Raw genomic sequence first — 25619 nt, forward strand, 5'->3', positions numbered from 1 at the left:
ACCTATTGCCAGCTGCCGATATCGGCATCGATCCCCTCGCCGCCTTCCTTGCCGTCCGCCCCGAAGGTCCAGACGTCGGCCTCGCCGTGCGCACCGGGCGAGGCATAGAGATACGGGCGACCCCAGGGATCGTTCGGCAGCTTCTTGAGATACCCGCCACGCTGATACCGCGACGGATCGGCGAGACCCGCCGGCGCAGAGACGAGCGCGTTCAGCCCCTGCGTGGTGTTGGGGAAGGTCATGTTCTGGAGCTTGTAGAGTTCCAGCCCGCCCTCGATCTGGGCGATGTCGGCCTTCGCCTTCTGGATCCGCGCGGTATCGCCCGAGGGCAGCACGTTGAGCGCGACGATGGTGGCGAGCAGGCCGATGATGACGATCACGACCATCAGCTCGACGAGGGTGAAGCCGGCCTCGCGGCGCTTCTTTTTATCTTCGGGACGCATGAACAACCTCATTGTCCGGCCAGCGTGTTGAGCTGGAGGATCGGGAGCAGGATGGATAGCACGATCGTCGCGACGATGCCGCCCATCACGACGATGATCAGCGGTTCGAGCAGCGAGAGTGCGGTGGCGGTGAAGCGGTCGAACTCGCGTTCGAGATAGTCGGCGGCGCGCTCAAGCATCTCGTCGAGACGACCGGCGGCTTCTCCGCTCGCCGCGAGATACGTCAGCAGCGGCGGGAAGACGCCCGCGCGGCGCATCGCGGCGGAGAGCGAACCACCGCCGCGGATCGCGTCGACGATCTGGTCCGAGGCCTGGCGAAGGCGGCGGTTGTGGATCGTGCTGGCGGTGAGGTTGAGACCGTCGAGCAGCGGCAGGCGGCTCGCGACCATCGTGCCGAGCGTGCGCGCCATTCGGGCGGCGTGAAGGTCGCGGATCAGGCGACCGAGCAGCGGGATGCGGAGCAGCCAGCCGTCGAACGCGAGCCGCAGCGTCGGGTCCTTGAGCGCGCGCCATCCGGCGAGACCGCCACCGACGACGATCAGCAGCATCACCCACCAGTATCCGACGAGGAACGCCGAGAACGCCATCACCATGCGTGTCAGCAGCGGGAGTTGCTGGCCGACCGTGTCGAACTGCTCGACGACCTGCGGCACCACGAACATCATCAGCGCGGTGACGACGCCGAACGCGACGAGCGCGAGGATCGAGGGATAGGCGAGCGCGGTGATGAGCTTGCCGCGGATCTCGGCCTGGCGTTCGAGCAGGGCTGCGAGACGGTCGAGGATCGTCGGCAGTGAGCCCGAGCTTTCGCCGGCGGACACCATCGCGCGGTAGAGCGGCGGGAAGCTTTTCGGTTCGCGCGCCATCGCGTCGGCGAGGCGACGGCCTTCGACGACGCCGGCGTGGACGTGCTGGACTATTGTTCGGACGCTGTCCTGTTCGGTCTGGCGGGTGATCGTGCGGAGCGATTCCTCCAGCGGGGATACGCGGTTCAGGGTGGCGAGCTGGCGGGTGAAGAGGGTGAGGTTCTTGCCCGACATCTTCGGCGTGCCGAGCTGGAGGCCGAAGAGGGGGCGGCCCTTGGAGGCTTGTGGCGGCGCGCCGGGGGTGATCTTCACGACGTAGAATTTGCGCGCGTCGAGGGTCGCGCGGGCGACGTCGATGTCGGCCGCGGCGACGTGACCGCGGCGTTCCGCACCCTTGGTGTCGATCGCGATATAGTCGAAATCAGCCACGACGTGCTCCCCTCCCTGAAAGGGAGGGGTTGGGGGTGGGTTGGCTGCTTAGGCGGGGGGCGGTGGCCCGAGCGGGCCGACCCACCCCCAGCCCCTCCCTTTCAGGGAGGGGGGAAGAGGCGTTACGCATCTGCCACCTCAGGCACGATCTCGGTCGTGTCGCGGCGGGATACTCTGACGGCTTCTTCGGCTGTGGTTTGGCCTGAGAGGACTAGGTCGCGAGCAGACTGCGCCAGGTTCGGGGACTTCGCGAACGCGTGCGCGGTTATCTCCGACTCGTGGCCGTCGGTATTGATCAGGCGGCGGATCGTGTCGTCGATGCGGACCGCTTCGAACACGCCGATACGGCCCTTGTAGCCGGTCTGGTTGCAGTCTTCGCAGCCTTGCGCGACGTAGACGATCGCGTCGGAGGCGATGCCGAGCAGCGGGGCTACCGTGTCCGACGCGGGCACAGCCTTGCGGCACGTCGGGCACAGCCGCCGCACGAGGCGCTGGGCGATCACCGCGCGGAGCGTCGAGGCAAGCAGGAAGCTCTCGACCTTCATGTCGCGCATGCGGGTGATCGCGCCGATCGCGTCGTTGGTGTGGACGGTCGACAGCACCAGATGCCCGGTGAGCGATGCCTGCACCGCGATCTCGGCGGTTTCGCGGTCACGGATTTCGCCGACCATGACGACGTCGGGGTCCTGGCGGAGGATCGCGCGCAGCCCTGCCGCGAACGTGAGGCCGACCTTCGGGTTGACCTGGGTCTGGCCGACACCGTCGACAGCATACTCGACCGGGTCCTCGACGGTAAGGATGTTGCGGCTGCCGTCGTTGAGCAGGCGCAGCGCCGCGTAGAGCGAGGTGGTCTTGCCCGAACCGGTCGGGCCGGTGACGAGAATGATGCCGTTGGGTTCGCTCAACGCCTCATTGAGCAACGCGAACAGTGCGGGCGGCAGGCCGAGCGCTTCGAGGTCGATGCCGGCGTTTTCCTTGTCGAGGATACGCAGCACCACGCGCTCGCCGGCGCGGCTCGGCAGCGTCGAGACGCGCACGTCGAGCAGCTTGCCACCGAGCGTCAGGCCCATGCGACCGTCCTGCGGGACGCGGCGCTCGGCGATGTCGAGGCGGGCCATGACCTTGATGCGGCTGACCACCACCGGCGCGACGTTGGGCGGCATGCGCAGCGTCTCGCGCAGGACGCCGTCGATGCGCATGCGGACGACGAGGCCGGACTCGTACGGCTCGATATGGATGTCCGACACACCGTTGCGCGCGGCGTCGGCGATGATGCCGTTGATTAGGCGGATCGCGGGGGCGTCGTCGGCGGTGTCGAGCAGGTCCTCCGCGGTCGGCATGTCGCCCGCGAGCAGGTCGAGTTCGTCGCCCATGCCGACCGCGGCGAGCGCGTTGGCCTGGCCGTCCATCGCGTAGACGTTCGAGAGGAGGCGATCGAACGCGATCTGCTCGACGAAGGTCACGTCGAACGGGCGGGCGAGGTAGCGGCGGAGTTCGAGCAGGACTTTGGGGTCCGCACCGGCGCGCATGGCGATGGTGAGGTGGGAGTCGGTGTCGGTGTGGTCGACGACGACGCCGAACTTTCTGGCGAAGGCGTAGGGGATGGTGATCTGGGGGAGTTCGGTCGAGGATACCGCTGCACTGCTCCCCTCCCGCTCGCGGGAGGGGTTGGGGGAGGGAATGACATACCCCTCGATCGCATCGTCCGTGAGTAAGACAGGCCCTCCCTCGACCCCTCCCGCAAGCGGGAGGGGAGTAGAAGCGTCGATCTCGTGGCCTTCGCGGATGATCATTTCTTGGGCCGCACGACCATCGTCGAGGTGCGTACCGGCACCGCGATGCGCGGGTCTTCGATGTTGCCGGGGATCGGTGCGCTCGGGATCGGCGGGGCGGCGCCCATGTAGTCGCGGACGAGTTGGTCGATCGACGGCTCAGCGCCCGGCTCCTGCAGACCCTGTTGCAGGCGGACATAGCCGTAGCGCTGCTCGGTCAGTTTGCGGCTGTCTTCCGCGGTGCGCAAAATCGTTGGGCGGATGAAGATCATCAGGTTGGTCTTCGACCGCTGCTTCGCCTTCGACGTGAACAGATGGCCGAGCACGGGCAAGTCGCCAAGCAGCGGGATCTTCTCGATCGTGCGGCGTTCGTTGTCGTCGAGAAGGCCGCTGATCACCGCGATCTGGCCGTCGTCGACGGTGCGGACGGTCTCGACCTCGCGCTTGTTCAGGATCAGGTCGCTATTGTCGCTCGACACAGGCCCGGCGATCGAGCTGACCTCCAGGCGCAAATTGAGCTTCACCGTCCCCGACGAATTTACCTGCGGCCGCACGGTCAGTTCGATGCCGACATTCTGGCGCTGCGTGGTGCGGAAGGCGTTGTCGAAATTGGTGCTGAGCGCCTGCCCCGTGGTGATCGGGATCTCCTGCCCGACGAGGCTGTGCGCCTCCTGGTTGTCGAGCGTGACGAGGTGCGGGACCTGGAGGAGGTTCGAGGTCGTGTCGCTTTTCACCGCGTTGATGATCGCGCCGAAGAACGTGCTGCCGATCTTGCCGCCGAAGCCGCCGAAACCGCCTGCCGCCGCGAGGATCGAGGCGATCGCCGACTGCTGGAGCGTGTCGGCTGCGGGACTGGTCGTATTCGTGACGGTCGTGCTGCCATCGGTGTTGGTCGTCGTGGTGCTCGACGTATTGAGCTGGGTAGCGCCGATCGCGCCGGCGATCTGCAGGATGTTGGGGGCGGAGTTCGAGAAGGTCGACGCGCCGAAAGCGCCGCCGCTGGGATCGCCGACGATGAACTGCGCGCCGAGCGTCTTCGCGGTCGAGTCCGAGACTTCGGCGACGATCGCCTCGACCAGCACCTGTTCGCGGCGCGTGTCGAGCTGTCGGACGACCTCGTTCAGCTGGCGCTGGATCTCGGCAGGCGCGGCGATGACAATCGCGTTGGCACCGGCAAAGCGCGTGACGACCACGGCCGACCGGCCAGCAGACGTGATCGCGGCCTGGCCGGAGCCGGACGCACCGCCGGATGTGGAGCCAGACTGTGGGATCTGCGGTTGCGAAACATTCGACTGGCCGCCGGACGCGCCGTTGGTGCTGCTCGACCCGAAGTTCGAGCGGGATAGCGACGTCTGCACGGGTTGGGTCGGAGTCTGGCCGACGAGTTCCTGCAACACCGGCAACAGCTGCTCTGCATCGGCGTTCTCGAGGAACACGACCTTGATCTCGGTGCCGTTGCGCGCCTTCTGGTCGAGGTCGGCGGCGACCTGTGCGAGACGGGCGACGGTCGTCGGATCGCCGCGCAACGCGACCGCGTTCGAGCCTTCCACTGCGACGACGGATGCGCTCGGGCCGGCGGCGGCGCCACCGCCCTGCCCGCCTTGACCGCCGCCGGTACCGGCACCGATCAGACCCTGGAGCGCGGTGGCGATTTCCTTCGCGCTTGCATTCTTCAGCGCGACGACGCGCGTGGAGGACGTGTCGGTGTCGATCCGGCGGAGGACTTCGCGGATGCGGCGGATGTTGTCGGCGAAATCGACCACGACGAGGCTGTTGCCGCCGCGGTTCGCGCTGACCGAGCCCTGCGCGCTGACCAGCGGGCGAACCGTCTCGACCGCGGACTGTGCGTCGATCGCGCGGAGTCGGATGATCTCGGTGACGTAGCTGTTGCGTGCGGCGCCTGCGACACCGATCCGGCTCGGCTGCGAGGCGGCGTTGTCGAGCGGCTGGACGCGGAACGCCCCGCCCGAGGTCGGCACCGCGACGAGGCCGTTGGCGCGCAGGGTCGAGAGGAAGATCTCGAAATATTCGGAGCGCGACAGCGGGCGATCGGTGACCACGGTCACCTTGCCGGCGACGCGGTTGTCGATGATGAACGTGCGCCCGGTGACCTTGGCGGCATCGGCGATGAACGCGCGGATATCGGCATCGCGGACGTTGAGCGTGGTCTGGGCGTGAACGCCGGCCGCCAGCGCGAGGGCTACGACGGGGCCAAGGAGAAGCTTTTTCATTTAGGGGGCGCGATCGTGATGGCGAGCGGCAGGGTATCCTGGCCGCGTTCTACGGTAATGGGGACGTTGCCGCCGCCCGCGAAATCCTTGACGATGCGGTCGAGATCGCCGGGGCCCGATACCGGGCGGCCGCCGATCGAGGTCACGACGTCGCCGTCCTTCAACCCGGCCGAGCGGAATGCGTTGCCCGAGCCTTGCGAGCGGACGGTGAGCCCGCTGATGCGGCCGCCGTCGATGCGGGGGATGAAGCCGATCTCGCTGCGCAACTGCGTGACGGGGATGCCGACGACCGGGGCGATCGCTCCGGTTGCGCCAGCCGGGGCCGCGCCCGGAACGACCGGCGTCACCGATCCCGATTGGTCGAGGAACAGGTCTTCGTAGGCGCCGCCGCGATCGATCGTGACATGGTCGAACGCGACCGCCTTCAGGCGAACGCCCGGCTGGATCTCGTCGCCGATCGCAACGCTCTGCTGGACGCCGTCGGGGCCGGCGATGATCGCCGAACTGCGTCCCATCGCTTCGTCGATGCGCGTACCGAACAGGGTCAATTGGAGCGCGGTCACGGTGGCGGGCGCACCGGGCGCACCGCCGAGGCGGAAGAACGGATCGAACCCACTCAAGATGTCGGCAGGCGAGCCTACGACCATCGGCACGGCCGGGCGCCAGTCGCCCAGCGGCGTGATCGGCGTCACGATCGTCCAAGCCAGCCGCGCGCACTGCGTCGCCAGCCCGGCCAGGAGCGCGAGTTCGACGACACTATAGACATTCACGACCGGCATACGCCGCAAGATACGGCGCGCCCGCGCGTCCAGCTTCAATCGCATCCGCGACCCACCCCAATTTCCCGCTCTCTTCGTCGCGTAGGCATGCCATGTTACAATTCCGCGTCAATGGCTTGCGCGTTGGTCGCTTCGATTCTGATGGGGTAGCGCTTCGCGTCGGCGATGGGCAGAAGACGCTCATGTCCGATCCCCTCCCGTCCAGCGGCTCCGGCCTGCCTCCCGAAGCGATCATCGCGCGGCTCTCCGTACCCGGCGTCCAGCGCGTACCAAGCCCCAAGCTCGACCTGTTCGTGCGGCGCGACTTCCTGCCGCCGGACCTGTGCGCGACGTTGATCGAGCGGATCGACGCGGTGCGGCGGCCGTCGACGATCTCCGATTCGAACGGGGATGCGAACTATCGGACGAGCGAGACGGGCGATCTGTCTCCGCTCGATCCGGCCGCGATCGAGGTCGAACGCCGGATCGCGGCACTGACCGGACTCGACCCGGTGTACGGCGAACCGTTGCAAGGGCAGCGCTACGCGGTCGGGCAGGAGTTCAAGGGACACACCGATTATTTCGAGCCGAACGGCGTCGATTACCAGCGCTATTGCGGGGTCGCGGGGAACCGGACGTGGACCGTCATGATCTACCTCAACCAGCCTGAAGCTGGCGGCGCGACGCGGTTCAAGGCGATCGACAAGATCGTGCAGCCAGAGACGGGCAAGCTGCTCGCTTGGAACAACCGGCGGGCGGATGGGAGCATGAACGCGGCGACGCTGCATCACGGGATGAAGGTACGCGCGGGGGTCAAGTATGTGATCACCAAATGGTTTCGGGAGAAGCCTTGGGGCTGAGATCCCGGCATGTCGCTCGGCTTACAATCCTCCCCAGCCAGGGGGAGGTGGCAGGCACTTGCCTGACGGAGGGGGCGGTCAGCGATAACCGCTGTTCCGTGTCCGCCGCCTCCGTCACCTTCGGCGCCCCCCGGGCGGGGGAGGATTGCGCGTGGCGGCCTTCAACGGTGTGATTAGAGGATCTCAGCGACAACCACGACACCTCAGCGTCTATGCCTCCGTCCTCCAGCACCCCAAGCACCTCCCCGGCAAAGGCCGGGGTCCAGTTGGGTAACGTCGCTAACGTAGGGCAACGCTTCGTTACGCGACCTCACCAACTGGACCCCGGCCTTCGCCGGGGAGGTGCCCTTCTCAAGACGTCATCAGAACGTCGTGCTGATTCCCAGCGTGAACACCTGACCCAGGTTGTACCGGTTGATGTACACCTTGTTGCCGTTCTCGAACGTCTGCCCCTCGGTGAAGCGCGTCTTGGTGAGGTTGCGTGCCTCGGCCTTCACCTCGAACTTGGCGCCGCGCAGTTCGACACCCTGACGGGCGACGAGGTCGAGGCGGATGCCGGGCTTCTCGATGATGTCGGGCAGGAACCCCGTGCCGCCGAGGTTCGACGGGCCGCGGTTGGTGACGCGGTCGCTGGCGTAGTTGAACAACAACGTGATCTGCGACAGCCGCTTGGTGTCCTCCAGACCGAGCTGGACGTTGACGAGGTGGTCCGACTGGCCGGTGAGCGGTGCGCCGTCGCGGAAGTTACCCGTCGCGGGCGCGAACCCGGTCTGGCAGCCTGCCACCTTGGTCGTCTGGTCAACCACGTTCGGGACGCAGCTGCCGTCCACCGTAATCGAGGACTGCGTATAGGTGTAGTTGGCGATGAACAGCAGGCGGCGCGTCGCGAAGAAATCGCTGCCGAGCGTGTCGAGCGGGACGTATTTCTGGAACTCGACCTCGCCGCCGTACAGCTTGGCCTTGGGCAGGTTGGTGAAGCCGGTCTGGAGACGATCGTCGGCGCCGGTGTAGAAGCCGACCTGCTCGATCGGCTTGTCGATCCGCTTGTAGAACGCCCCCAGCGTAAAGCGCTGGTCACGCGCGAAGAACCATTCGTAGCGTGCGTCGAGATTGTAGAGCTTGGTATCCTGCAACAGCGGGTTACCGAAGAACAGGCGATCCGATTCGGGATCGCGGAACTGCTGAGGCGCAAGCTCGCGGAACTGCGGGCGCGAGATCGTCTTCGATGCGCTGGCGCGAAGCTGCATGTCGGGCGCGAAATTCCAGGTCAGCGTCGAGGCCGGCAGGAAGTAATCGTTCTTCAGCCGCGTCGTGGTCGCGCCGATCGGGGTAACCCGCTCGTCCGCCGTCTCGTAGCGCACGCCGATCGTCGCGCGGACACCGTCGGTCGCCTCGGCTTCAGCCTGGACATAGCCCGCGTGGATCCGCAGCGACGCATCATATTGATACGCACCGAGCGGGGTGTTGAACTGCAACTCCAGCGAGTTGAGTGGATCATTGGTATCGATCGCCAGCAGGTAATCCGGACGTAGCAGATTGTACGGATAGCCCGGCGCGGTGCCGCCACCGCGCGGCGTCTGGTAGTTGAACTGGAGACGCGAAGACGTGCGCTTCGTATCCGAGTAGAAATAGCCGGTCGACAGCGTCATCGGCCGCTCGGTCGACAGCTTGTACGCGGCATCTGCCTGCCCGCTGTAGAGGTCTTCCTTCAGTTCGCTGAAGATGATCGACGCGAACGGCGAGAAGCGCTGCGTCACCTGATACGCGCCGTTGCACTGCGCGCCGCCGGTCCCGTTCGGATCCTGCACCGTGATCGGCTGGCCGGTCGTGGTGGTGTTCGAGCAGAGATAGTCGAACTGCCGCTCGTACGGCGCATTGCGCTTCGAATTGGCATAGGCACCGCGGACGTCGAGCGTTAGCGCGTCGACGGGCTTGAACGCGCCGACCAGCTGGGTTTCGAACAGCTGGCGTTCGAACCAGTTGGTGTTCTGCTGGAAACGCAGGCCGCTCGAGTTGTTGTAGGTGGTCGCCGCCGACCCACGCGCCTGCTTCAGCGTGTCGTGGATATAGACGTTGGTCAGCTTGATGCTGTTCTCGCCGAACTCGTAGCCGACGCCGATCAGCGCGTTGGCGACGATCCGGTTGTCGGTCAACAGGGTCTGGAAATCGTTGCGGAGCAGCCCCTCGTTGGTGACCGAATCCTGCTGCGTGATGCTGCGGGTGCGGAAGGTGTTGCTCGCGCTGACCGATGCGATCACGCCGAGCCGGCCCGAACCGATGTCGAACACCGAGCCGCCGCTGATCTCGCCCGAGAAATTGGCGGGCAGCTGGTTGTTGCGCTGGAGCAGCGAGGTCGAGGCGTTGCTGAGGGTCGCGGCCTGCGCGGCGGAGATGTTGCCGGTACCGCTCGGCGCGTTCTTGATGAAGCTCGGCACTTTCCGCGTGCCGTCGTCGAAGCCGATCCAGTCGGCATCGCCACCATAATAGGTGTAGCCGAGTTCGCTGGTCGTCGCGGTGTCGGCCGAGACTGAACCGCCGAACGACAGGAAGTTCTTGTCCGGGATCGCCTTGGTCGTGAGGTTGATCACGCCGCCGCCGAACTCGCCGGGATAGTTCACCGAATAGGTCTTCTGGACCAGCGCGGAGCCGACGATCGTGGTCGGGAAGATGTCCAGCGGGACCGAACGGCGCAGCGGCTCGGGGCTCGGCAATGGCGAGCCGTTGAGCAGCGACGACGAATAGCGGTCGCCGAGACCGCGGACATAGACGAAGCCGTTGCCGACGATGCTGAGACCGGTGACGCGCGACAGCGCGCCGGCGATGTCGCCTTCGCCGGTGCGTGCGATGTCTTCGGTCGACAGGATCGAGACGACCTGCGGCGTTGCGCGGACAAAGTTCGGAATGTTGCGGCCGACGACGACGATGTCCTCGCCGCCATTGGGATCATAGCCCGGCGTCGACACTTCGGCCTGCGCTCCGGCGGCCTCTGCACCGGCAGCCTGAGGCGCGGAGGTGTCGACCGGTGTCGAGGTCGGGCCGGTCTGCGTGGTCGAGGCGGGCGGCGAGGTGGCTGGAGCGGGTGCAGCGCCGCCGGTCTGGGCGAGTACCGCGGGCGCGACCAGCTGCGAGGTCAGGAGAAGTAAGGTGGCATAGCCGAAGCGCGTTTGCATGGCCGAATATCCAGATCAGGGGGTCTATGGGCGAATGCCGGGGTGGTCTTTGGAACCACCCCGGCATCGCTGCTCACATCATCGACTGCGGAGAGCCGACCGGAAGCGTTACCGGCCGTTGCAGTTGAAGTAGACCGAGGTGAAGATCGGCGGGCCCTGGTCCTGCTTCGAGGCATCGGCCGCGCGGATCGTCGAGCGATCGGCCTGGCTGGTTTCCTGCGCGATCAGGTTGAGGCAGGCGACGGTCGCAGGCGACTTCACGATGCCGTTGATGAAGCGCATGTCCGAACCACCACGCTGGCGGATCGCTGCCGGCGCAAGTGCGGTCTGTACGAACGTGAAGTTCGAATACTGACCGAAGGTACGGGGCAGCAGGTCCTCGGCACCGTTCGAGTCGATCTCGGTCGAGAACGAGTCGGCGGTCGCACCCAGCAGACGCTGTGCGGCGATGATGAACTGCATGAAGCCGCGATAGCCGTTGTCGATATCGTAGCCGTCGTCGTCTGCGCCGGTGACCGCGAAATACTTGATGTTCGTGGTACCGCCGAAGATCTCGATGCCGTCATCGGCCGAGTTGTGGCTCTGGACGTGGTCGATCGTCGTGCCCGAACCGGTGCCGCCGAGCGTCAGGCCCTGGAGCTCGTTGCCGTCGCTGATCGCGATGCCGCTGTAGCGGATCTGGACATACTGCATCGTGCCGCTGTTGTCGGCTGCCGTCGGGCCACCGTAGAAGCGCCCGGTGACGCCTTCGATCGCCTGCTGGCAGGTCGTGCTCGTGCCGCCCGCGTTGTTCGGGCCGGTACCGGTCGCGCAGACCGCGACGGGGGCGCGGCCGAGCAGGATGATCCCGCCCCACTGGCCCTGCGTCGCATCGCTGACGCCGTTGGCGGCCAGGTTCTGCTGCGACGTAAAGATGATCGGTGCGTCGCGCGTACCGACGGCGCTGATCTTCGACCCGCGATTGACGAGCAGGAGATCGGCGGTGACTTCGGTCGAATCCGCGGCGACGACGACGCCCGGTGCGATCGTCAGCGTCACGCCGGTATCGGCACCGGTCGTGCCGACATCGGCACCGACTTCGGTCTGGCCGCGCAGGCGGTAGAACACGCCGGCGATCTTCGGCAGCGTCAGGCTGGACGTGATGTTGGTCGGCAGGCGGCAGGCGCGGAACGTCTGGACCAGGCCGTCGTCGATCGTGCCGGTCGGGCACGCCGCGGCCGAGCCACCGGCGCCGACGGCGGGAACCGCGATGCAGCTGGCAGTCGTGCTGCCACCGAACTGTGCCGAGGTCGAGTTGCAGGTCCAGCCCTGGAACGCGGTGTCGGTCGGGCCATTCAGCGCGCCGACGAAGTTCGTGCTGGTGAAGAACGCGTTGAGCGTCGACGGGTCGGTCGCGGTCGTGGCGGACGTCGCGGCGGTCGGGTACACGCCGGTCAGGACGTTGGTGCCGCTGACGTTGTTGTTCGTGCCGGCATTGACGATCGCGAGCTGCTCGTCGGCGCTGATCGTGATCGTGCCGTCCGCGCGGCCGCCCGAGGTCGAGGCGAACTGAGCGGCCGTGATCGCCGATGGGGTCGGCGTCGGGGTGGACGGCGTCGGGGTCGGCGTGGCTGGCGGGGTGATGATCACCGTGCCAGCGCCCGGCGAAGCGACGTCGTCGGCACCGCCGCAAGCGGTGAGTGCGAGGCAGGCCGTGCCGGTCAGCAGGATCGTGCCGAGGCGAGTAAAGCTGGTCATGCGAAGGACTCCCGAGTCGTACCGTTGATTGTTCGGATCGACCCAGGCTCCCCCCTGCCGACCGTGACATGGCGGTTAGGCTGACCAGATGACGCCGCGATGCGATTTCGATGACGCTTGCATGACTATGATATGACGGTTCGATGACTGTCGATTGGGGCGCTACTGACGCATGGGGTTGAAAACCGCGCTATCGAACACATCTCTTCCGATCCGGCGCGCGATGATTTACAGGCGCTGCCAGAGTCACCGCCGGCGCATCCCTGCGTTCGGGCGGGTGGACCATCATTACAGGATTATTCGACGACAATGGCCTCTTTCAAGGACCCCAGTTTCCAGGACCGCACGAGCAGCGCAGCCGCCGCCAAGCAGAAGGCGCTCGAAGCGCTGCGTGCCAAGCCGCCGATCGACGAAGCGGTCGTAGCCGAGCGCCTTGCGGCGCGTGAGGCCAAGGAAGCGGCTGAGCGTGAGAAGCGTGCTGCGAAGCGTGCTGCCGAGGACGAGGCGAAGGCTGCGAAGAAGGCTGAGGCTGAGGCTGCTGCTGCTAAGAAGCGCGAGGCCGAGGCTAAGGTCGAATTGACCGACGCCGAGAAGAAGGCGATTCGCGACGCGAAGTACGCGGCGCGGAAGAACAAGAAGAAGTGATCTTTGGGGCGGTCGTTTGGCCGCCCATTTTGATTTACCGACTGATCTCTGAAAGCACCTGCCGAAAAGATTACTACCTTGGCGAAGGCCGGGGCCCAATTGGCAAGGTCGCAGTGGTGAAGCGCGCACCTACGTTACCGACGTTTCCCAATTGGGCCCCGGCCTTCGCCGGGGTGGTGTTTTAAATCGCAGGCCCCCTTCCCCGCTACTTTGTTCTCCCGCGAAGGCGGGAGCCCAGACTGGGCTCCCGCCTTCGCGGGAGAACACGAAGTGCGGTGTAACGGACGGATTTGAAGCGCGCCCCTTACTCCGCCTGCTCCCAACCGCCCCCTAAAGCCTTGAAAAGCGCCACCGTCAGCTGCCGCAACTGCGCATCGCTCGACACGAGCTGTTCGCGCGCGGTCAGCACGTCCGTCTCCGCATTCAGCAGCGTCGTCTGCGCTACGAACCCCGTCCGGTACTGCGACTCCGCCGCCTTCGCACTGCTTTGCGCATCGACCACCGCGCGCTGCAACGCCGCGTTCCGGCGACGCTCGGCGGCAATCTGCGCGAGTGGATCCTCGACATCGCGCAACGCCTGCAACACCGTCGAGCGATAGCGCAGATACGCCTGCTCGCGGTCTTCCTCGCGCGATTTCACAGTCGACTTGCGCCGGCCCCAGTCGAGCAACGGGAACTGCGCCGCGCCGCTTGCGGTCAGCTGGAGGCTGTCACCCGAGAACAGATTGCCGAGCGCAGTGGAGATCAGCTGGCTCATGCCGGTCAGGCTGAACTTCGGATACATATCCGCCACCGCCACGCCAATATCCGCAGTCGACGCCGCCAGATCACGCTCAGCCGCGTGCACGTCGGGGCGCCGACGCAATAGCTCCGACGGCAACCCGGCCGGGATCGTCGGCACGCCGAGTGGCGCGGCCGAAGGCGCAGCGAGTTCGGTCATCAACGTTGCGGGCGGCTCACCGAGCAGGATCGCCAGCGCGTGCATGCGGACGTCGACATCGGCACGGACCGGTTCGGCGCGCGCTTGCGTCGACGTGATCGAAGCACGCTGGCGGGTGACGTCGATTGGTGGGACGAGGCCGACCTTGGCGATATTGCCCGCGATCGTCAGCGCGCGCTGCTGGTTGGCGATCTCGCCCTCGATCGTCGCGATCTGCGCCTGGTCGAGCCGGAGCGCGAAATACGCTTGCGCGACTTCGGCGGCGAGCGTCACCGCAGCATCGCGCTTCGACCAGACCGCCGCTTCCGTCCGCGCCCGCGCGCCTTCGGTGCTGCGCCGCACGCCGCCGAACAGGTCGAGCTCCCAGCTTGCGTCGAACCCGACCGAGTACGTCGTGATCCCGCTGCCGGGCAACGCTATCCCCCCAGTCGAGCCGGTGCCGCCCGCCCCCGTGCCGCCGCTGAACGCACGTGCGATCGACGAGAGGCCGGCGTTCTTGCTGAACTCGATATGGCTCGGGCTGGCGCTGGCGTTGACGCTCGGCAACCCTTGCGAGCGCGCGACGATCTCCTGCAACCGTGCCTGGCGCACACGCGAGGCGGCGATCGCGATGTCGGGATTGCCCTTCAGCGCGCGCTCGACGAGGCCGTCGAGTTGCGGATCGCCGAACGCCGACCACCAGCGCGCAGGATCGACGGTCGCACCCACTGTGGCCTGCGGACCGACGAACGCCGGCGGCACCGCCATCTCGGGCGGCGTGTAATTCGGGCCGACGGTGCACCCCGCGAGCAGGGCCGCAACCGCAACCACCATGAACCGCGCACGCATCAATGCATCCCTCCCGAGGGGGCGCCGCCGGTCTTGCCGGAGCGCATGAATAGAACCAGTGGCGCGACGACCAGCACGACCACCATCATCGCGCGGAACACGTCGAGGAACGCGAGCATCGTCGCCTGCCGCTGCATCTGGCTGTAGAGAACCGCCAAAGGCGTCGTCGCATCGCCCTGCCCTCCGAACACGCTCGTCGCCTTCTGCATCCAGTCATTGTAATTCGGATCGAGCGGATTGAGTGTCTGCGTCAGTTCCGACTGATGCCGCTGCAACCCGCCCGCAAGCTGCGTCTGCGCGAAACAGATGCCGATCGTGCCGCCGAGATTGCGCGAGACGTTGAGCAGGCTCGACGCCTGCGCGGTCTGCGTCTGCTTGAGCCCGACATAGGCGATCGCGTTGATCGGCACGAACAGGAACGGCAGCGCCATCGCCTGGAACAGCCGCGCGAACGCCGCGTCGGAGAACGCGATGTCAGCGGTCAGGTGGCTCATGTTCCACAGTGCGAACGCCTGCACCAGCAACGCCGGGAACAGCAGGAAGCGCACGTCGACCAGCCCGCTCAGTCGCCCTGCGAACGGTACCATGACGAGCGTCGCGAGGCCGCCCGCGGTCAGCGCGAGGCCGGCATCGAGCGAACTGTAGCCGAGCACCTGTTGCAGCATCTGCGGAATCAGCTGCGTGGTGCCGAACAGGATCATCCCGGTGACGCCCATCACGCCGATCGTCAGCGCGAAGTTGCGGTTCTTCATCAGCTTGAGGTCGATCACCGGGTCCTTGTGGTTCAACTCCCACACGACGAGCGTGACCAGCGACACCGCGGCGATGATCGCCGACATGACGATGAAGCCGCTCGCGAACCAGTCCTCGCGCTCGCCGCGGTCGAAGGTGAGTTCGAGGAAGCCGAGCCCGAGCGCGACCAGCGCGACGCCGACATAGTCGATCGTCAGGCCGTTCTTGAAGCGCTCGTCACGGTCCTTCTTCACCTGGTCGGGCTCGTCGACGAACGTCTCGACCAGGAACCACGCGGCGATGCCGACCGGCACGTTGATCAGGAACACCCAATGCCAGCTCGAATATTCGACGATGTAGCCGCCGAGCGTCGGGCCGAGTACCGGCCCGACGACGACGACGATCGCGAAGGCGGCGAACGCCATCCCGCGTTGTTTCGGCGGGAAGGTGTCGGCGAGGATCGACTGCTCGACCGGCGCCAGGCCGCCACCGCCTATGCCTTGCAGCACGCGGGCGACGACCAGCGTCCCGATGTTCGGCGCGAGGCCGCAGAGCAGCGATGCGAGCGTGAACAGTGCGATCGAGAGCAGGAAATAGCGCTTCCGGCCGATCGCGTCGGACAGCCAGCCCGAGATCGGAATGACGATCGCGTTGGCGACGAGGTAGCTGGTCAGCACCCACGTTGCCTGATCGGTGGTGATCGACAGCCCGCCCGAGATGTGATCGAGCGCGACGTTGGCGATCGAGGTGTCGAGCACCTCCATGAAGGTAGGGATCGAAATGATCGCGACGATCAGCCACGGGCTGTACTTGCCCGCCGCCGACCGGCTTGGCGACCAGACATGACCGCCCCCCGCATCGGCTTTTGCAGGAGCTTTCGCCACCTCAGCGGACCTTGACGGTCGGCACCACCGACATGCCGGGGCCGATCGGATAGCGCTTCGGATCGGGGCCGTTCTTCGCGTCGAACACGATACGGACGGGGACGCGCTGGACCACCTTCACGTAGTTGCCGGTCGCGTTTTGCGGGGGCAGCAGGGCGAACGCCTGGCCAGCGCCGCGCTGGATCGAGTCGACATGACCCTTGAAGTCGACGCCGGGATACGCGTCGACATGGATCTCGACGGGCTGGCCGATCTTCATCAGCGTGAGCTGCGTTTCCTTGAAGTTGGCCGTCACCCACATTGTGTCGGGGACGATCGCCATCAGCTGCGTGCCGGGCGCGACATAGGAGCCTACGTTGACCGAGCGGTTGACGACTTGCCCCGCGACCGGCGCGGTCAGGCGGAGATCGCCGATCGTGACGTTTGCCTGGTCGACCTGCGCACGACGGGCGTCGATCACCGACTTGGCCGCGCCGACCTGCTTCCGGGCGACGCTGATCTGCGCGGTGGCGGTGTCGATCTGTTCGCGCGCGGCAGCCGCATCGGCGGCGGTCTGGCGAGCAGTGGCGCGCGCCTGATCGAGCTGTTGGCCGGCGACAGCGCTCGGATCGAGCCGCAGCAACGCCTCGTAGCGGGCGAGATCCTGCTGCGCCTTTACCGCCGCCGCCATCGGGACGCGTGCCTGTGCCGCGGCCTGCTGGCGTTGTGCTTCGGCGGCGGTGACCTGCGCCTGCGCCTGCGCGAACTGTGCGCGGGCCTGCGATTCGTTTGCCTGCGCCTCGGCGACCTGCGCGTCGCGGCCGGATGCCTTGATGACCGCGAGCAGCCGCCCGGCCTCGACGTGGCGGTTGTCGATATCCGCGACCTGGACCAGCGTGCCCGCGACCTGTGGTGCGAGGCGGACGATGTGCGTGTCGACGAACGCGTCGTCGGTCGATTCGAACTGGCGCGCATGGAGCCAGTAGAGCACGCCGCCGATGATCAGCCCGCCGACGACGATGACGAGGATGATCCAGAACAGCGGCTTCTTGAAGACCGACGGCTTCTTGTCGTCGCCCTCGGCCTTGTCGTCGTCGGACTCGTCCTGCTGGTCGGTATCGGACTGCTGGTCCTCGCCGTTCGGATCGTCCTTGCGATCCTCATCGTCGTGGTTGGCGTCGGAGTGGTTCGTCTGGTCGGTCATGCCTGGCCCTGTTCTTCAGCACGCATCGAATCGAGAATAGCGTCGATATTGGCGTCGATACGCGCCTTGATATCGAAGATGTCGTTGGGTTCGAGCACATCGCGCTCGAGCAGTTTGAGGCAGGTCGCGCGGTTCGCCCGCAGCGTGATGACCTGCCCCATCAAGGTGATCGTCGCGATCCTGCCGGTGCGGAGCTCGGCACAGCCGGTGGCGATGCAGACGAGATCGCTCAGTCTGCGCACCATCTGGCCCATCACGCCGCCATAGATGCGCTCGAACGCCTCGCCCGGCTTCATCTGTTCGCGCAGCACGAACAGCGTCCAGTCGGCGCTTTCGTTGCTCGCCATCTTGTCCGCGAGTCGGCCGAAGATGCGGTGGATCTGGGCACGGGCTTCGCCGACGTCGTCCGCCGCGAGCTCCCGGGACAGCTCGGACGGGTCGCCCATTACTGCGGACATGCGCTCGGCGATCCGGTCGGCGGCGGCGAGGTACAAGCCCTCCTTGCCGCCATAGTGGTAGGTGATCGAGGACATTGCTGTGCCGGCGGCGGCGGCGATTCCGCGCGTGCTCGCCCCCTCCAGCCCCTTGGTGCCGAATTCGCTGATCGCGATGTCGAGGAGTCGGGACTGGACCACGGGCGGCGTTTAGTTCGATCGAACGAACCAGCCTAATGAAGAAGCTGTCATGTTGCGCGGCGGATCGGTCAGCGTCGTACCTCAATCTTCGCGCACGTCACCGTCATCCTGACGAAAGTCAGGACCCAGGGTAACGAGCGTTGCACTACGTGGCTCTGGGTCCTGACTTTCGTCAGGATGACGGACGCGGCGTAACCACCTCGCCGCGAGATCCACTACCCCGACGGACCCCAGAAACAGCAACGCCGGCCCCTTCGTGCGAAGGAACCGGCGTAAATCTGGTGGGCGCGGCTGGGATTGAACCAGCGACCCCACCCGTGTGAAGGGTGTGCTCTACCACTGAGCTACGCGCCCGAAACTCGTTCGGAAGCGGGCCTTTAGGCAGACCCCGTCCACCTGTCCAGCCCTATCGACACCGGTTCTAGTTGACCGCGTCCTTCAGGCCCTTGCCGGCCTTGAACTTCGGCTGGGTCGACGCCTTGATCGTCATCGGCTCGCCGGTCCGGGGATTGCGGCCGGTCGACGCCTTGCGCTTCGAGATCGAGAACGTGCCGAAACCGACTAGGCGAACCTCATCGCCCTTCTTCAACGATGCCTCGATCGCGTCGAACACCGCCTCGACGGCCTTGACCGCGTCGGCCTTCACCAGCCCGGACGTGTCGGCAACCGTCGCGATCAGTTCCTGCTTGTTCATATAGTCCCCCGGAAAGTCTCAAGTCGGCCGCGATAGAATCACGGCCGCAGTCAGCGCGCAATAATGCGGCGGCCCCGTCTGCTGTCAAACGAAACCGCCGTATCGTCGCTTACGATCCAAACATGGATCAGTGGTGAAGGCCACCCCCGACCGGCGCGATCGGTGTCGGTGGCAGTGCCGCCAACTCGTCCGCATCGGTCCACTCGATCGCTTCGAGCGGCTCGGTGAGGGCCAGGCGAAGCACCTCGTCGACATGCGAAACAGGGATGATCTTGAGCCCCGCCTTGATGTTCGCCGGGATCTCCGCGAGGTCCTTCTCGTTCTCGGCCGGGATGAGCACCGTCTCGATCCCGCCACGCAGCGCGGCGAGCAGCTTCTCCTTGAGGCCACCGATCGGCAGCACGCGACCGCGCAACGTCACCTCGCCGGTCATTGCCACCTCGCGCCGGATCGGCACGCCGGTCAGCGTCGAGACGATCGACGTGACCATGCCGATGCCTGCGGACGGACCGTCCTTCGGCACCGCACCCTCGGGCAGATGGATATGGATATCCTTGCGCGCGAACAGGCTCGGCTTGATCCCGTAGCTGGGCGCGCGGGCCTTCACATAGCTGAACGCGGTCTCGATCGACTCCTTCATCACGTCACCAAGCGTACCGGTGAGCTTGGCCTGCCCCTTGCCCGCGACCGTCACGCTCTCGATCGTCAGCAGCTCGCCGCCGACTTCGGTCCAGGCGAGCCCGGTGACCGCACCGATCTGGTTCTCAGTCTCGCCAAGCCCGTGGCGATACTTCTGCACGCCGGCATATTCGCCGATGTTCTCGGGCGTGATCGTGACGCTGGTCGTCTTGTTCTCGAGAATCTGGCGCAGCGCCTTGCGGCACAGCTTGGCGATCTCGCGCTCCAGCGTGCGCACCCCGGCCTCACGCGTATATTGCTGGATGAGCGTGCGAAGCCCCTCCTGCGTCAGCGTGAACTCGCCCGGCTTCAAGCCGTGCGCCTCGATCTGCTTCTCGACCAGATGGCGCTCGGCGATCTCGACCTTCTCGTCCTCGGTATAGCCCTCCAGACGGATGATCTCCATGCGGTCGAGCAGCGCCTGCGGCAGGTTGAGCGAGTTCGCGGTGCAGACGAACATCACGTCCGACAGGTCGATATCGACCTCCAGATAGTGATCCTGGAACTTACCGTTCTGCTCCGGGTCGAGCACCTCAAGCAGTGCCGACGCCGGATCGCCGCGGAAATCCTGACCGAGCTTGTCGATCTCGTCGAGCAGGAACAACGGGTTCGACGTGCCGGCCTTCTTCAAGTTCGTCACAATCTTGCCCGGCAACGAGCCGATATAGGTGCGGCGATGGCCGCGTATCTCGGCCTCGTCGCGCACGCCACCGAGCGACTGGCGAATGAACTCGCGCCCCGTAGCCTTCGCGATCGACTTGCCGAGCGAGGTCTTGCCGACGCCCGGAGGGCCGACCAGGCACAGGATCGGCCCCTTCAGCTTGTTGGTGCGCGCCTGCACGGCGAGATACTCGACGATCCGGTCTTTGACCTTCTCGAGAGCATAATGATCCTCGTCCAGCGTCACCTGTGCGGCGGCGATGTCCTTCTTGATCTTCGACTTCTTGCCCCAAGGGAGCCCGAGCAGCACGTCGAGATAGTTGCGCACGACGGTCGCCTCGGCGCTCATCGGTGCCATCGTCTTGAGCTTCTTCAGCTCCGACGTCGCCTTGCCGCGCGCTTCCTTGCTCATCTTGAGCGTCGCGATCTTCTGCGTCAGTTCGGCGATCTCATCGCCTTCGCCCTCGCCGTCCTCGTTGCCGAGTTCGCGCTGGATCGCCTTCAACTGCTCGTTGAGGTAATATTCGCGCTGCGTCTTCTCCATCTGGCGCTTGACGCGGCTCTTGATCTTCTTCTCGACCTGCAGGACTCCCAGCTCGCCCTCCATTGCCGCGAACGCCATTTCGAGACGCTTCGACGGGTTGGTTTCGAGCAGGATCGCCTGCTTCTCGGCAACCTTGATCTGGACGTTCGCGATCACCGCGTCGGAGAGCTTCGACGCGTCCTCGATTTCCGACAGCTGCACCGACGTTTCCGACGACAGCTTGCGGTTGAGCTTGGCGTAATTCTCGAACTGGTCGACCACCGAGCGCATCAGCGCAATGAGCTCGGGTCCTTCGACCTCGGCATCGGCGACCGGTTCGACCGTGGCGGTGAGGAAGTCGCCACTTTCGTCGAGCGTCTCCAGAGTCGCACGGCCCTTGCCCTCGACCAGCACGCGGACCGTGCCGTCGGGCAGCTTCAGAAGCTGGAGCACGGTCGCGGTGACGCCCATCGAATACAGATCGTCGCGCGAGGGATCGTCCTCGGCCGGATCGATCTGCGCGACGAGATAGATCTCCTTGTCCGCCGCCATCGCCGCTTCGAGCGCGGCAACGGACTTATCGCGACCGACGAACAGCGGCACGATCATGTGCGGGAACACGACGATGTCGCGAAGGGGAAGGACGGGGTACTGGGTCATGAACGCTCCGGTGGGTGCCTGCATGGGGGCATAATCTACAGCTTATATGGTGAGGATGAACCGTCCATCAATTGGTTGGCGGTGGTTAGGGGTTTTAGCGCGTTGCCCGAAGCCCAGCCGTTCTCCTGCGGGCGCAGGAGTCCAGGGTAACGGGCGGCGGTATTCGTGATCCTGGGCTCCTGCTTTCGCAGGAGAACGGGCGGTGTCGGATCGCACTTGTGCGCGAGCCGCCCAGGCGCGAGAACGCGGCATGATTTCGCGCTTATTACTCGCCGCCAGCGCCACCGCGCTTCTCGCCGCCGCCCCGCTCCCGAAGAAGGGCGAGCCCGCGATCACCGCGCAGACGCAGCGGTCTGGTGGCGTACTGACGCCCGCGCAGACCGCGCTCCGGTTCGATAGCGCGGACTTGGCGTTCGAAGTGCTGCCCGAGACGGAGAGCCTGAACGGCGTGGCTACGCTGGTCTTTACGGCGAAGGCCCCCCTCACCCGCCTGCCGATCGATCTCGACCGCAATTTGCCGGTCAGCGCGATCGCGATCGACGGCGTTCCGCTCGCACCCTCGGCGTGGAGCAATCCCCAGGGACGGCTGATGATCACGCTGCCAAAGCCCGTCCCCGCTGGCGGCAAGGTCACCGCGAAGATCACCTATGGCGGCACGCCGCACGTCGCGGTGAAGGCGCCGTGGGACGACGGCATGGTCTGGTCGAAGACGCCCGATGGCCGCACCTGGTTCGCGACGACCGCGGAGGGCTATGGCTGCGACCTGTTCTGGCCGTGCCTCGACTTCCCGACCGGCGAGCCCGCGCTGGTGACACTGCACATCACCGTGCCGAAGGGCCTGAAGGCGCCATCGAACGGCGTGCTGCTGGGCGTCGATACGCTGGCGGACGGCCGGACGACCTGGAACTGGCGCGCCAAGCATCCCAACACCTATGGTATCGCGCTCAACGTCGGGCCGTATGAGGAGATCAGCGGCGCGTACAAGAGCCGGTTCGGCAACAACATCCCGATGTATTACTGGTACCTGCCGGGCGAGAAGGTGCAGGCGGAAAAGCTGTTCGCCGAGTTCGCGCCGACGCTCGATTTCTTCGAAAGCATGATCGGCCCCTATCCGTTCGGCGACGAGAAGCTCGGCGTGGTCGAGACGCCGCACAAGGGCATGGAGCACCAGACGATCAACGCGTACGGCAACGAATACGCCAAGGCGCCGGAAGGGTTCGACTGGCTGTTCCAGCACGAGTTCGCGCACGAGTGGTTCGGCAACCAGCTGACCGCTGCCAACTGGGACGATTACTGGCTGCACGAGGGCTATGGCACCTACATGCAGCCGCTCTACGGCCAGTGGCGCGAGGGGCGTGCGCGTTATGCCGCGATGATGCAGGGCGAGCGCACTTCGATCATGAACCTCAAGCCGATCACGCAGCAGCGCGTCACCACCGAAGAGGAGGTGTACGAGCTCGACAAGGGCGGTGCTGGACAGGACATCTACTACAAGGGGTCGTGGATGCTTCACACGCTGCGCGGACTGATCGGCGACAAGGCGTTCTTCGATGTGACCCGGTTGGCGGTGTATGGGCGCGCCGATCCGAAGCCGGGGAATTTCGCGCCGCGGTTCGGAGCGACAAAGGAATATGAAGGGCACGTCCGGAGGGTGACGGGGAAGGACTTTACGTGGTTCTTCGACGTGTATCTCCGGCAAGCCGCGCTGCCCGAACTGGTCGAGACGCGGACGGGGAATACGCTGGGTTTGGCCTGGAAAGTGCCGGGTAACGGCCCCTTCCCACTTCCGGTGCAGGTGCAGATCGATGGGAAGACGCGGACTTTGCCGATGACTGGGGGGAAGGCGAGCTTGTCTGTGCCGGCGAGCGCGCATGTCGTGATCGACCCGGACGCTCTGGTCTTGCGGCGGAATGTCGCACTGGAAGACGTCGCCGCCTGGAAAGCCGCGCAAGCTGCGAAGGCCAAGCCCCAATGACCTCTCCGCCGTTCCCCCGCGAAGGCGGGGGCCCAGGGTATCAAGAGACGACGCTCGTGACTCCTGGACTCCTGCGTGCGCAGGAGAACATCTGGGTATCGCGCGCGGCGGAGATGGCGGCGATCTTTATGGTCGGCGACGGCTTGATCGGTCTTCTCCAACCCCGCCGCCACGTCGATCTTTGGAAGGACGATGCGCTCGGGACCGAGAAACTGGTGAAGCCGTTCGTCGACCGTCCCGGCCGCCGTCGCCTCTACGCCGTCGTTCAGATCGCCGCCGGCCTCGCCTTGGCCGCACGCCAGAAACGATGACCCTGCCGCGGTGGCCACTGCTTGCGCTGGCGCTCGCCGGCTGCGGTTCGAGCCCCGACGCCGGCACGATCAGCCAGATCGCCAGCGGCGAACGCGTCTTCCGTCGCTGCACCGCGTGCCACACGATCGGGCAATATGCGGGCGATACCGATGGGCCGAACCTCTACGGCGTTATGGGCGGCCCGATCGGCGAGCGGCGCCCGCGCTTCTCCTACACTGCCGGACTGAAGGCGCTTGGTGGCAACTGGGACGCCAAACGCATGGATGCCTGGCTCACCAACCCGCGCAAGATGGTGCCCGGCACGACCATGGCGTTTGCGGGCCTCCCCGACCCGAAGGACCGCGCCGCCGTCATCGCCTACCTGTCGACGCAGGGCCCCTGAGCTTACGGCACGACCGTCGTGAACAGACAGGCCGCGAAGATCACGAGGTGGACGACACCCTGCAACACCGTTGTCCGCCCGGTGCCGAGCGACAGCGTGGCAACAAACAGCGACAGCGCCAACAGCGTCATGCTCTTCGCATCGATCCCGAGCGCGAGTGGCAGGTCGAGCACCAGCGACACGATCGCGACGCTGGGGATCGTAAGCCCGATCGTCGCCAATGCCGAGCCGAGCGCGAGGTTGAGGCTGGTCTGCAGCCGGTTACGGCGCGCCGACTTGTAGGCTGCCAAGCTCTCGGGTGCCAGCACCAGCGCCGCGATCACCACGCCGACCACGGTCAGCGGCAGGCCGGCACCGAGCACCGCCGCCTCGATCGTGGGCGACAGCGTCTTCGCGAGCAGCACCACCGACACCAACGCCACCAGCAAGGCGGCGAAGGCGATCCCGGTCGCGCGACCCGATGGCGGCGCAGCGTGATCGTCCTTGTCGTCGGTCGAGGGCAGGAAATAATCGCGGTGGCGCACCGTCTGCACCAGCACGAACGTGCCGTAGAGTATCAGCGATACGACCGCGACGAAGATCAACTGCGACGACGCGTAGGTCGGGCCCTGCGTCGACGACGTATAGTTGGGCAGGATCAGCGACAGCACCGCCATCGCCGCGAGCACGCCGAGCGCCGCGGTCATGCCCTTCAGCGTGAACCGCTGCTCATGATGCCGCACCGCGCCCGCGAGCAGGCAGATCCCGATGATGAAGTTGAGGATGATCATGATCGCCGCGAACACCGTGTCGCGCGCGAGCGTGGTGGCGTCGCCGGCGTTGGAGAGCATCAGCGAGACGATCAGCGACACCTCGATCACGGTGACCGCGATCGCGAGGACGAGCGTCCCGAACGGCTCGCCGACCTTGTGCGCGATCACTTCGGCGTGATGGACGGCGGCGAGGACGCTGCCGATCAGGACGATGACGGCCGCCGCGGTGCCGAGCGTGCCCATCTTGGCGAGGCCGACGAGGACAGCGAGCAGTCCCAGGCCCGGCGCGATCAGCGTCCAGATCGGCAGCGCCAGACGGTCCGGCATCGTCTCCACCACGTGTTCGTTCGGTCGGTCGGCCACTTCGATCGTCATGCATGCTCCCTCGTTCCACTTGGATAACGAATGCGCGAGGGCCGATAAGGGTCCGAGTCGGGGCGATTGCGAGGCGGTAAGCATCGAGTAGGTTGCGGCGATGTTCGCTTGCGATCTCCGCGAAACGCTCATCATGACCGCCGATGCGATGCGGGATGCTCACGACCCGTGGTGGGTCATTTCCAGCGCGGCGGTGGCGCTTCACGGCGTGACGCCGATCGAAGTCGGCGACGTCGATGTGCTCATGAGCGTAGGCGATGCTCGAAGGGCAATGGACGGGCTCGGAGTCGTGCCCATCAAGGATGGCGCGAGTTCGTTGTTCCGATCGACGCTGTTCGGGCGGTGGGAGGCACCGCCGTTGGTCGTCGAGATCATGGCGGGGTTTCATGTTGCGACGGGCTCAGGCTGGACGGAGGTGCTGCCGCGAACGCGCGTGCCGATTTTTGTGGATGAGCGCGTGGTTTATGTGCCTGACCGTGCTGAACTGGCCGAGATGCTTAGGCTGTTCGGACGTCCAAAGGACTTGGAGCGGGCTCGGCTTTTGACCTGAGGACC

20 protein-coding genes and 1 tRNA gene are annotated in these 25619 nt (G+C 65.9%); 6 read left to right on the forward strand and 15 right to left on the reverse strand.

Translation table 11 applies throughout. The annotated features are described in order from the left end of the window. Positions 1-2: 2 nt before the first annotated feature. From gspG to AC1MH0_RS04455, 5 genes are all read right to left on the reverse strand, one after another. Positions 3-443, reverse strand: coding sequence for a type II secretion system major pseudopilin GspG (gene gspG / locus AC1MH0_RS04435; RefSeq protein WP_082444053.1), 441 nt, complete (start codon positions 441-443; stop codon positions 3-5). An 8-nt stretch (positions 444-451) separates the two neighbouring features. After that, positions 452-1678: a type II secretion system inner membrane protein GspF gene (gene gspF / locus AC1MH0_RS04440; RefSeq protein ID WP_093397136.1), complete on the reverse strand. Its 1227-nt coding sequence runs from the start codon at positions 1676-1678 to the stop codon at positions 452-454. A 122-nt stretch (positions 1679-1800) separates the two neighbouring features. Beyond that, on the reverse strand, positions 1801-3471 hold the full coding sequence (locus AC1MH0_RS04445; RefSeq protein ID WP_480964876.1) for a GspE/PulE family protein: 1671 nt from the start codon (positions 3469-3471) through the stop codon (positions 1801-1803). Next, positions 3468-5681, reverse strand: a complete 2214-nt coding sequence (gspD, locus tag AC1MH0_RS04450) for a type II secretion system secretin GspD (RefSeq protein ID WP_480964877.1) — start codon at positions 5679-5681, stop codon at positions 3468-3470. The genes AC1MH0_RS04445 and gspD overlap by 4 nt, the downstream gene beginning before the upstream one ends. Continuing rightward, positions 5678-6505, reverse strand: coding sequence for a type II secretion system protein N (locus tag AC1MH0_RS04455; protein ID WP_480964878.1), 828 nt, complete (start codon positions 6503-6505; stop codon positions 5678-5680). Before AC1MH0_RS04455 ends, gspD begins: the two co-directional genes overlap by 4 nt. Positions 6506-6642: 137 nt before the next feature. Here AC1MH0_RS04455 and AC1MH0_RS04460 point away from each other — a divergent pair, with 137 nt between their 5' ends. Then, positions 6643-7299 (forward strand): prolyl hydroxylase family protein, encoded by a 657-nt coding sequence (locus AC1MH0_RS04460; RefSeq protein ID WP_480964879.1) that lies wholly within the window; start codon positions 6643-6645, stop codon positions 7297-7299. 362 nt (positions 7300-7661) lie between these two features. On the opposite strand, the gene AC1MH0_RS04465 is transcribed toward AC1MH0_RS04460, so the two are convergent. Then, a complete protein-coding gene (locus AC1MH0_RS04465) occupies positions 7662-10469 on the reverse strand; it encodes a TonB-dependent receptor domain-containing protein (RefSeq protein WP_480964880.1) in 2808 nt (935 codons plus the stop codon). 108 nt (positions 10470-10577) lie between these two features. Next, positions 10578-12206 carry a hypothetical protein gene (locus tag AC1MH0_RS04470; protein ID WP_480964881.1) on the reverse strand — a complete coding sequence of 543 codons (1629 nt, stop codon included), beginning with the start codon at positions 12204-12206 and terminating at the stop codon, positions 10578-10580. A 309-nt stretch (positions 12207-12515) separates the two neighbouring features. Here AC1MH0_RS04470 and AC1MH0_RS04475 point away from each other — a divergent pair, with 309 nt between their 5' ends. Beyond that, positions 12516-12851, forward strand: a complete 336-nt coding sequence (locus AC1MH0_RS04475) for a DUF6481 family protein (RefSeq protein ID WP_480964882.1) — start codon at positions 12516-12518, stop codon at positions 12849-12851. A gap of 304 nt (positions 12852-13155) precedes the next feature. Here the strand turns inward: AC1MH0_RS04475 and AC1MH0_RS04480 are convergent, their stop codons facing one another. The 7 genes from AC1MH0_RS04480 to lon all read right to left on the reverse strand — a co-directional run bounded on the left by AC1MH0_RS04480 (position 13156) and on the right by lon (position 21268). After that, positions 13156-14619: an efflux transporter outer membrane subunit gene (locus AC1MH0_RS04480; protein ID WP_480964883.1), complete on the reverse strand. Its 1464-nt coding sequence runs from the start codon at positions 14617-14619 to the stop codon at positions 13156-13158. Then, positions 14619-16235 carry a DHA2 family efflux MFS transporter permease subunit gene (locus AC1MH0_RS04485; protein WP_480964884.1) on the reverse strand — a complete coding sequence of 539 codons (1617 nt, stop codon included), beginning with the start codon at positions 16233-16235 and terminating at the stop codon, positions 14619-14621. The genes AC1MH0_RS04480 and AC1MH0_RS04485 overlap by 1 nt, the downstream gene beginning before the upstream one ends. Before the next feature lies 1 nt (position 16236). Beyond that, positions 16237-17418, reverse strand: a complete 1182-nt coding sequence (locus tag AC1MH0_RS04490; protein WP_480964885.1) for an HlyD family secretion protein — start codon at positions 17416-17418, stop codon at positions 16237-16239. Beyond that, entirely contained in the window at positions 17415-18053 is a 639-nt protein-coding gene (locus tag AC1MH0_RS04495) for a CerR family C-terminal domain-containing protein (RefSeq protein ID WP_480964886.1), read from the reverse strand. The genes AC1MH0_RS04490 and AC1MH0_RS04495 overlap by 4 nt, the downstream gene beginning before the upstream one ends. A gap of 279 nt (positions 18054-18332) precedes the next feature. Next, a tRNA-Val gene (locus AC1MH0_RS04500) sits at positions 18333-18407 on the reverse strand. A gap of 67 nt (positions 18408-18474) precedes the next feature. Next, positions 18475-18747 (reverse strand): HU family DNA-binding protein, encoded by a 273-nt coding sequence (locus AC1MH0_RS04505; protein ID WP_056048186.1) that lies wholly within the window; start codon positions 18745-18747, stop codon positions 18475-18477. Between the two features lie 127 nt (positions 18748-18874). Next, entirely contained in the window at positions 18875-21268 is a 2394-nt protein-coding gene (lon, locus tag AC1MH0_RS04510) for an endopeptidase La (RefSeq protein ID WP_480964887.1), read from the reverse strand. 250 nt (positions 21269-21518) lie between these two features. On the opposite strand from lon, the gene AC1MH0_RS04515 reads away from it, so the two are divergent. From AC1MH0_RS04515 to AC1MH0_RS04525, 3 genes are read left to right on the forward strand one after another with little or no spacing between them, the layout of a single operon-like run. After that, on the forward strand, positions 21519-23243 hold the full coding sequence (locus AC1MH0_RS04515; protein ID WP_480964888.1) for a M1 family metallopeptidase: 1725 nt from the start codon (positions 21519-21521) through the stop codon (positions 23241-23243). A gap of 56 nt (positions 23244-23299) precedes the next feature. Then, positions 23300-23554, forward strand: coding sequence for a hypothetical protein (locus tag AC1MH0_RS04520; RefSeq protein ID WP_480964889.1), 255 nt, complete (start codon positions 23300-23302; stop codon positions 23552-23554). Continuing rightward, entirely contained in the window at positions 23551-23937 is a 387-nt protein-coding gene (locus tag AC1MH0_RS04525) for a c-type cytochrome (RefSeq protein ID WP_480964890.1), read from the forward strand. The genes AC1MH0_RS04520 and AC1MH0_RS04525 overlap by 4 nt, the downstream gene beginning before the upstream one ends. A 2-nt stretch (positions 23938-23939) precedes the next feature. On the opposite strand, the gene AC1MH0_RS04530 is transcribed toward AC1MH0_RS04525, so the two are convergent. Further along, a complete protein-coding gene (locus AC1MH0_RS04530; RefSeq protein ID WP_480964891.1) occupies positions 23940-25064 on the reverse strand; it encodes a calcium:cation antiporter in 1125 nt (374 codons plus the stop codon). Positions 25065-25197: 133 nt separating this feature from the next. On the opposite strand from AC1MH0_RS04530, the gene AC1MH0_RS04535 reads away from it, so the two are divergent. After that, positions 25198-25614, forward strand: a complete 417-nt coding sequence (locus AC1MH0_RS04535; RefSeq protein WP_480964892.1) for a hypothetical protein — start codon at positions 25198-25200, stop codon at positions 25612-25614. The last annotated feature ends 5 nt before the right edge of the window (positions 25615-25619 follow it).

This window comes from Sphingomonas sp. AP28 (assembly GCF_056680455.1).